Genomic DNA, 7,996 nt, shown 5'->3' with positions numbered 1-7,996 from the left:
GTGAGTTTAAAAGCGAGGGAGTAATCGCGCTGAGTTCTTTTAGTTGTTGATTTCATAACACTCTCCAATTTTGGGGGTAGAAAGTGTCAACCTTATTTAGGACGGCACATTAATCTGCTGAAAAGGCTTGGTTTTGACCAAGCCTTTTTTTTCGCCGATTGATCGCGTGCGAACTTCATCACGTACTACTTACAGAAATAAAGTTATACAAAATTATTTTTGTACAACTTTGGTGGAATGAACTATCTTGTACATATAATAATTTTGTACAACTTAATGGGCGTGTAGGAGTAAAAAATGGACATACAGTCTGTTGGCAATATCTATCAAAAGCTCAACAAAGCGAACTTACATCTACTTAAGGATATATATCACCAAGATGTAGTATTTGAGGACGCAGCGCATCGTTTAGAAGGATGGCCAGCACTTTCGGATTATTTCACCTCATTATATGCCAACGTCATCAGTTGTGATTTTGTAATCCATGAGCATCAACAAGTCGGAGATACAGGCTTCCTAACTTGGACAATGGACCTTCAGCATCCCAAACTTCAGAAGGGTGCGCCTATTCTCGTCAATGGTGTTTCGCACCTCAAATTTAGCGAAGGTCAGGTCATTTATCACCGAGACTATTTTGATCTCGGAGAGATGCTCTATGAGCATTTACCGTTACTTGGTTCAGTCGTTAAAACCATCAAGCAGAGGTTAGGACAATGAACAACACCATCTTAATCACAGGCGCCACCTCCGGAATAGGAAGACAGCTTGCCCTAGATTACGCGAACTCAGAATGGAATGTGATTGCTTGTGGTCGGAATCAAGATGTTCTTGCAGAACTGGAGGCAGTTTCCTCCAAAATTCATACATTGCAGTTTGATGTGACAAATTATGAGGAAACTCAGCAGGCGCTCTCTAATTTGCCCTTTACGCCAAATACATGGGTTTTTAACGCAGGCGATTGTGAGTACATGGATGAGGGAGTGGTCGACGCGAAACTCATGGCGCGTGTGATGAACGTAAATGTTGTCGGTGTTGCCAACTGCGTTGAAGGCTGCCAAGTGCATTTAGAGAGAGGGCACCGCATTGTTATTGTTGGCTCTATCGCATCAGAAGTGGCACTGCCTCGTGCAGAAGCTTACGGCGCATCCAAAGCGGCAGTCAGTTATTTTGCACGCACGCTCGCCGTCGACTTGAAAAAGAAAGGGATCAAAGTGGTAACGGTGTTTCCTGGTTTTGTTGAAACGCCGTTGACTGACAAAAACGACTTCGAAATGCCAATGATCATTTCTACTCAGCAAGCGTCGGACTCTATCAGGAAGCAGTTAGCCGCCAACAAGACCTATATCTATTTCCCGGCGAGATTTACCAGTATTTTACGTTTTATCTCGTTACTTCCATACAGTTGGCAAGCTCGCCTAACTGCTAAACTCGTATCATAAGAAGGAATAAAAATGAAAACAGCAGGAAGAAAGAAGATAGCGATTGTGGGAACGGGAATCTCTGGCCTTACTTGTGGTTATTACTTGCATAAAGAACATGATGTAACGCTGTTTGAAGCGAACGATTACATCGGTGGCCATACTGCAACCGTTGATGTGAGCCTTGATGGTAAAGAATACGCGATAGATACTGGGTTCATCGTCTATAACGACCGTACGTACCCTAATTTCATTAAAATGATGAGCGAGATTGGCGTTGAAGGTCTGCCGACTCAAATGAGCTTCAGTGTCAGAAATGATGGGAACGGACTAGAGTACAACGGCCACACAGTGTCGACATTGTTTGCTCAAAAACGTAACTGGGCAAACCCTAAATTTTATCGATTTATCTTCGAGATACTTCGTTTCAATAAACTTGCCAAGCGCTTCGCTAGCGAGCAGTCCACGCACTCTCAGACGTTAGGTGAGTTCCTTGACGAACACAAATTCAGTGCTTTCTTTACCGATAACTACATTTTACCGATGGGTGCTGCGATTTGGTCGTCGACTTTAGCTGACATGCGCGCATTCCCTCTTATGTTCTTCTTACGTTTCTTCCTCAACCACGGTCTGCTAGATGTGACTAACCGACCACAATGGTATGTGATTAAAGGTGGTTCACGTTCATACATTCCACCATTGACCAAAGGCTTTGCCGAGAATATTCGTCTTAATAGTCCTGTCGAAAAAGTGGTTCGCAACGAAAAAGGGGTTGGCGTTCAAGTTCGCGGAGAAACGCATTGGTTTGATGACGTTATCTTTGCTTGTCACAGTGATCAAGCAATGAGAATGCTAGAGGATATCAGCCCAATTGAGCAGGAAATCTTGGGGGATATGACATACCAAGCAAATGAAGTTGTTCTTCATACCGACTCTGCCGTACTACCAAAACGTAAGGCAGCATGGGCATCATGGAACTACCTATTGGAAGGCAGTGAGGAGGAACAGCAACGCCTCCCTTCGCTCACTTATAACATGAACATTCTTCAGCATATTCAATCAGAACACACGTTTTGTGTAACGTTGAATAGTACTGAGCAAATTAACTCAAATAAAGTCTTGCGTTCGTTCACTTATCATCATCCAGTATTCACCACTGAGTCTATTGCAGCGCAGCAGCGCAAAAATGAGATACAGGGTAAACAAAGTACCTGGTTCTGCGGCGCTTATTGGTACAACGGTTTTCATGAAGATGGCGTGCGTAGCGCGCTTGATGTTGTGAAAGAACTAGAAGAAAAGTACCGCGAACAAAATGTGGTTCCTTTCGAAAAAGGCGCAGCGTGATATGGATAGCCAAATGAACAGCCGATTGTTTATAGGCAACGTTCGTCACCGTCGATTCACGCCTGTGAATCATGAGTTGAACTACTCTTTATTTATGCCCGCCATCGATGTAGACGAGATCGATGCTTTAGAGAAAAAAGTATGGGTTTTTGGTTCGCGTTGGTGGCATTGGGCTCGCTTTAAGCGCAGTGATTACATTGGTGAAGGTAGCGTCAAGTCGGCAGTGCACAGCAAAATTGAAGAACTGACAGGTGTTCGCTGTACCGGCAAGGTAATCGCAGTCTGTCACTTGCGTTATCTAGGACTTTATTTCAGTCCCGTTAATTTCTACTACGTTTATAACACGGAAGGAGAATGGAAGTATCTCCTCGCAGAGGTGAGTAACACTCCTTGGAATGAACGACATTACTACGTGGTGTCAGCAGATAAAGAAGAAGAAAAGTTTGGTTGGGAACAAGATAAAGCATTCCATGTTTCACCATTCAACCCGATTGACCAACTCTACCGCTGGAGAATTAAACCTTTGACAGACAAGTTGAATATTCATCTTGAATGTCACAAAGGAGAGAAACACTTTGATGCCACCATGGTTATGAAAGCCAAGCCACTTTCAAGTAAAACCTTATTGAGGTGTTTGATCGTTACACCAATACAAACGGTAAAAGTAATGGTTGGTATTTATTGGCACGCATTAAAACTTTGGGTGAAAGGCGCACCTTTTTATTCTCATCCTAAATATTCAACGCATGAAGAAATAGAAGCCGATACTGAAAAAACAGACAAAAAAAATAAAAAGCACAAGGAGAATTCTGCATGTTAAATACTAGTTCTATGACATTGCCGCGTAAATTGACGACAACGCAAAAAGCGGCTCGCGGAGTTATTTTTCAATGTCTGCAAAAAATGGAAATCGGCTGCTTAACAGTTATTGAAAGTTTTAAGACGGAAACGACAGAGCGAAGCGAGCGTTTTAGTGCGCCAAATGGGGAGTACAGTGGTCAACCTGTTGTCGCTACTATAGAGGTAAAACATCCAGGCTTTTATTCACGGATCTTGCAGGGCGGCAGTATTGCTGCTGGTGAGGCTTATATGGATGGGTGGTGGGATAGCCCCGATTTAACCTCATTAATGAAACTGATGGCCCTTAACATGCGTGCTCTAGATAAACTCGAAGAGCAAGGCAGTTGGTTGACTAAAATACTGTACAAGTTCAGTCATTGGTCAAACAGAAACTCTGAAGAGAACTCACGTAAAAATATCCATGCGCATTACGACTTGGGTAACAACTTATACGAAGCGTTCCTTGATACCAACATGCTGTACTCTTCGGCGCTTTACAATCATGCGGATGACTCTCTAGAGCAGGCTCAAATCAACAAAATGGATCGTCTATGTCAGCAACTTGAGCTGAAGCCCACTGATCATGTTGTTGAAATTGGCACAGGGTGGGGCGCTATGGCGATTTACATGGCCGAACAATACGGCTGTCAGGTCACCACAACAACGATATCTGAAGAGCAACACGCGTACGCGGAGCAAAAAATCAAAGAGCGTGGCTTAGAAGATAAAATCACACTACTCAAAGAAGATTACCGTAACTTAACTGGCACTTATGACAAGCTCGTTTCTATTGAAATGATTGAAGCTGTGGGCAAACAATTCCTGCCTTCGTACATTAAGGTCTGCGAGTCTTTGTTGAAGTCCGGTGGCTTGATGGCGATTCAAGCAATTACGATTGCCGATCAGCGTTACGATTACTACAGTAACAACGTCGACTTTATCCAAAAGTACATTTTCCCGGGTGGTTTTTTACCGTCGGTAACCTCACTAACCCAAGCCACAACAAAATACAGTGACTTAGTGACGCGAGACTTGTTCGATATTGGTTTGGACTACGCTAAGACGCTGAATGAATGGCACCTACGTTTTAATCGAGCAGAGAATGAAGTGCGCTCGTTTGGCTACGACGACCGCTTTGTGCGTATGTGGCGCTACTATTTGAGCTACTGTGAAGGTGGCTTTTTGGCTCGCACGATCAGTGCCGTTCACATGACGTTTCAACGCCCGTAGTTCGTTATGAAGGTGTTTCTTGCTTCGACATGGTTCCAACTCTGCTGGTTTGCAGCGGTGCTTGGAACCTATCAATGGCAATGGGGGACGTTATTCCTTACTTTGGCAACCCTACTATATTGTTTGAAAACTGACGCATCTTCGCTCAAAAGTATTGGTGTTATCGCCACGATTGGTCTCGTGCTTGATACATTAAATCAGCAATTTTCAATTTTCATGTTTGCCACTCAATGGTTACCCCTTTGGCTTTTGTGCCTTTGGATTCTGTTCGCCTGGTATGCCTATCAACTCAAGTCAATTTTGTACCGTTTCCCAAAAACCTACGTATCAATAGTAGGCGGACTCGGAGGAACAGCGAGCTACTTTGCTGGCTATAAGCTCCAAGCCGTTGAATTTGGATTTAGCACTGGCGCTACACTGGCAATGTTGTTTGTCGAATGGTGCGTCATGATGCTCTTGATACTCAAGGTGTACGGAAATGAAAAGCTTGAAGAGAGACTTAACTCAGAGGCTGACTAGGCTGCTTGCGTTGGTAATAGTAACTGGCTCTTTTGCTCTGCAAGCTCAACCTGTTGGAAATAGCGAAGCCGCAAGCAACATTGCGAATTGGAAGGGATGGAAAACTGTTGGAGAAGCCCAACTTACTTGGTTCATCTTCGATATTTATCACTCAAGATTAAAAGCGCCTGATGGAAAGTTCATCGTAAGCGATGACGTATCGCCACATCCCCTTGCGTTGGAAATTAATTACAAGAGAGACATCAGTAAGCAACAGCTGCTTGATGTGACGGATGAGCAGTGGGCGAAATTGGGTTTTACTGACTCATATCGAAAAGCTTGGATCAGCGAGCTCGATCGTATGTTTCCTGATATTCAAAAAGGTGACGAGCTTACTTATCTAACAGATGGAAAATCTGGTCAGCTTTTTTATAAGCAGGTTGGGGACGTGCAAGTAAAGAACGTTGGCATCATTGAAGACGAACGAATGAACGATGCATTTTTAGCTATATGGTTATCACCCAACACAGAATTTCCGAAACTCCGAAAACAATTGATAGGGCAGGTTAGATAGTGCTTAAACGAATTTTTAAATCAGCGACTTTAGTGGCAGCTGTTTTTCTTTCGGCATGTTCCGCAGACATTGATAATTACCGCTCTTCTACACCGACTTTTGACGTATTCGGTTATTTCGAAGGCGACATAAAGGCGTGGGGGATGGTGCAAGATTATACCGAACAGCAAACCCGTCGCTTTGAAGTCGATATAGTGGGTACTGTAGAAGGTGATACGCTGACGCTAGTGGAAGACTTCGCGTTTGATGACGGAGAGGTGGACCAGCGAATTTGGGTTATCACTAGATTAGAAGACGGTAGTTATGAAGGTAAGGCAGACGATATTATAGGTGTAGCAACAGGGGAAGAGCAGGGCAATGCGCTACAGTGGCAATATGACTTTGAGCTACAAATGGAGGATTCATCAGTGACGGTTGCTTTTGATGATTGGCTTTACCGTCAGGATGACAGACACGTTTTCAATCTAACGAAAATAAAAAAGTTTGGTGTGGAAGTAGGAACAATAACCTTGTTCTTCCAAAAGCAGCCATAACAAATGGGGAAGATCTTCAATTAATAATCCATGCCATATAACTAAAATTATTTTCTCCCGACCTAACTCTCCTAACTAAAAAGGTTGACGCTTTCGCGTCAACCTTTTAGGTATCTGGTCGTTACAGGAGGATTACAGCTTATCTGTCAGCTCGATTGCTTGACCGATATAGTTCGCTGGCGTCATCTCTTTCAGACGTGCTTTCTCGTGCTCAGGAAGCTCAAGACCGTCGATGAAGTTACGCATTGCTTCGCCGTCTACACGCTTACCACGAGTTAGCTCTTTCAGCTTCTCGTATGGCTTCTCGATGCCGTAACGACGCATAACTGTTTGTACTGGCTCAGCTAGTACTTCCCAGTTCTTGTCTAGTTCAGCAAGAAGCGCTTCACGGTTTACTTCTAGCTTGCTGATGCCTTTAAGCGTAGAAGTGTAAGCGATGATAGCGTAGCCAACACCAACACCAAGGTTACGTAGAACCGTTGAGTCAGTTAGGTCACGTTGCCAACGAGAGATAGGCAGTTTCTGTGCTAGGTGGCCGAATACAGCGTTCGCAAGACCTAGGTTACCTTCTGAGTTTTCAAAGTCGATTGGGTTAACTTTGTGAGGCATTGTTGAAGAACCGATCTCACCAGCAATAGTTTTTTGCTTGAAGTGGCCTAGTGCAATGTAACCCCAAACGTCACGGTCGAAGTCAATCAGGATAGTGTTGAAACGAGCGATAGCGTCGAACAGCTCAGCGATGTAATCGTGCGGTTCGATTTGAGTTGTGTAAGGGTTCCAAGTTACGCCTAGAGACTCTGTGATGAACTCTTCAGAGAACTTGTGCCAATCTAGCTCTGGGTAAGCAGAAAGGTGTGCGTTGTAGTTACCTACTGCACCGTTGATTTTCGCTAGGATCTCAACGTTTTCGATTTGCTTGAATTGACGCTCCATACGGTACGCCACGTTTGCCATTTCTTTACCCATAGTAGATGGAGAAGCAGGCTGACCGTGTGTACGAGATAGAAGAGGAATGTCGCGGTATTCCACTGCTAGTGCTTTGATAGCGTCGATTAGGTTACGGATTTCTGGAAGAATCACGTTCTCACGCGCTTCTTTAAGCATTAGAGCGTGTGATGTGTTGTTGATGTCTTCAGAAGTACATGCGAAGTGGAAGAACTCGTTTACTGCGTGCAGTTCAGGAACGTCTGCTACTTTCTCTTTTAGGAAGTACTCAACCGCTTTTACGTCGTGGTTAGTTGTACGCTCGATCTCTTTGATACGGCGTGCATCTTCTTCAGAGAAGTTTGCAGCAAGGTCGTCTAGGAATTGGTTTGCTTCTGCGCTAAACGCTGGCACTTCTGCAATTTCAGCAGTAGCAGCAAGCTTTTGTAGCCAGCGGATTTCAACGATAGTACGGTACTTTAGTAGACCGTATTCACTGAAAATTTCGCGTAACGCAATTGTCTTGCTTCCGTAACGGCCGTCTACTGGTGAAACAGCAGTCAATGCTGACAGTTCCATGATGTTCTCCTGAATTGGGTTTCTAAATTTCGTGAGCTTTATACCAATAACTGTGG

Annotated in this window: 9 protein-coding genes; 8 read left to right on the top strand and 1 reads right to left on the bottom strand. The window is 44.0% G+C overall.

Features of this window, described 5'->3' with window-relative positions; all coding sequences use genetic code 11:
- The first annotated feature begins 297 nt into the window (after positions 1-297).
- The 8 genes from R7P64_RS07280 to R7P64_RS07245 are packed head-to-tail and all read left to right on the top strand — an operon-like array spanning position 298 to position 6,437.
- Positions 298-717 (top strand): nuclear transport factor 2 family protein, encoded by a 420-nt coding sequence (locus tag R7P64_RS07280; protein ID WP_005378211.1) that lies wholly within the window; start codon positions 298-300, stop codon positions 715-717.
- Complete coding sequence (locus R7P64_RS07275; protein ID WP_047100788.1) at positions 714-1,439, top strand: SDR family oxidoreductase; 726 nt, start codon at positions 714-716, stop codon at positions 1,437-1,439. Before R7P64_RS07280 ends, R7P64_RS07275 begins: the two co-directional genes overlap by 4 nt.
- A 12-nt stretch (positions 1,440-1,451) precedes the next feature.
- Positions 1,452-2,762 (top strand): NAD(P)/FAD-dependent oxidoreductase, encoded by a 1,311-nt coding sequence (locus R7P64_RS07270; RefSeq protein WP_053349496.1) that lies wholly within the window; start codon positions 1,452-1,454, stop codon positions 2,760-2,762.
- 1 nt (position 2,763) lies between these two features.
- Entirely contained in the window at positions 2,764-3,582 is an 819-nt protein-coding gene (locus tag R7P64_RS07265) for a DUF1365 domain-containing protein (protein ID WP_213876594.1), read from the top strand.
- On the top strand, positions 3,576-4,832 hold the full coding sequence (locus R7P64_RS07260; protein ID WP_017821710.1) for an SAM-dependent methyltransferase: 1,257 nt from the start codon (positions 3,576-3,578) through the stop codon (positions 4,830-4,832). Before R7P64_RS07265 ends, R7P64_RS07260 begins: the two co-directional genes overlap by 7 nt.
- Positions 4,833-4,838: 6 nt before the next feature.
- Positions 4,839-5,351 (top strand): DUF2878 domain-containing protein, encoded by a 513-nt coding sequence (locus R7P64_RS07255; protein ID WP_167415124.1) that lies wholly within the window; start codon positions 4,839-4,841, stop codon positions 5,349-5,351.
- Entirely contained in the window at positions 5,311-5,904 is a 594-nt protein-coding gene (locus tag R7P64_RS07250) for a chalcone isomerase family protein (protein WP_017821712.1), read from the top strand. Before R7P64_RS07255 ends, R7P64_RS07250 begins: the two co-directional genes overlap by 41 nt.
- Entirely contained in the window at positions 5,904-6,437 is a 534-nt protein-coding gene (locus R7P64_RS07245) for a DUF3833 domain-containing protein (RefSeq protein WP_104975218.1), read from the top strand. The genes R7P64_RS07250 and R7P64_RS07245 overlap by 1 nt, the downstream gene beginning before the upstream one ends.
- A gap of 132 nt (positions 6,438-6,569) precedes the next feature.
- Here the strand turns inward: R7P64_RS07245 and purB are convergent, their stop codons facing one another.
- On the bottom strand, positions 6,570-7,940 hold the full coding sequence (gene purB / locus R7P64_RS07240; protein WP_005378198.1) for an adenylosuccinate lyase: 1,371 nt from the start codon (positions 7,938-7,940) through the stop codon (positions 6,570-6,572).
- Positions 7,941-7,996 lie beyond the last annotated feature (56 nt).

This window comes from Vibrio sp. 2304 (assembly GCF_033339475.1).
Taxonomy (GTDB): Bacteria; Pseudomonadota; Gammaproteobacteria; order Enterobacterales; family Vibrionaceae; genus Vibrio; species Vibrio alginolyticus.
The sequence above is the reverse complement of the archived record's forward strand: the minus strand, read 5'-3'. Positions and strand labels throughout refer to the sequence as shown.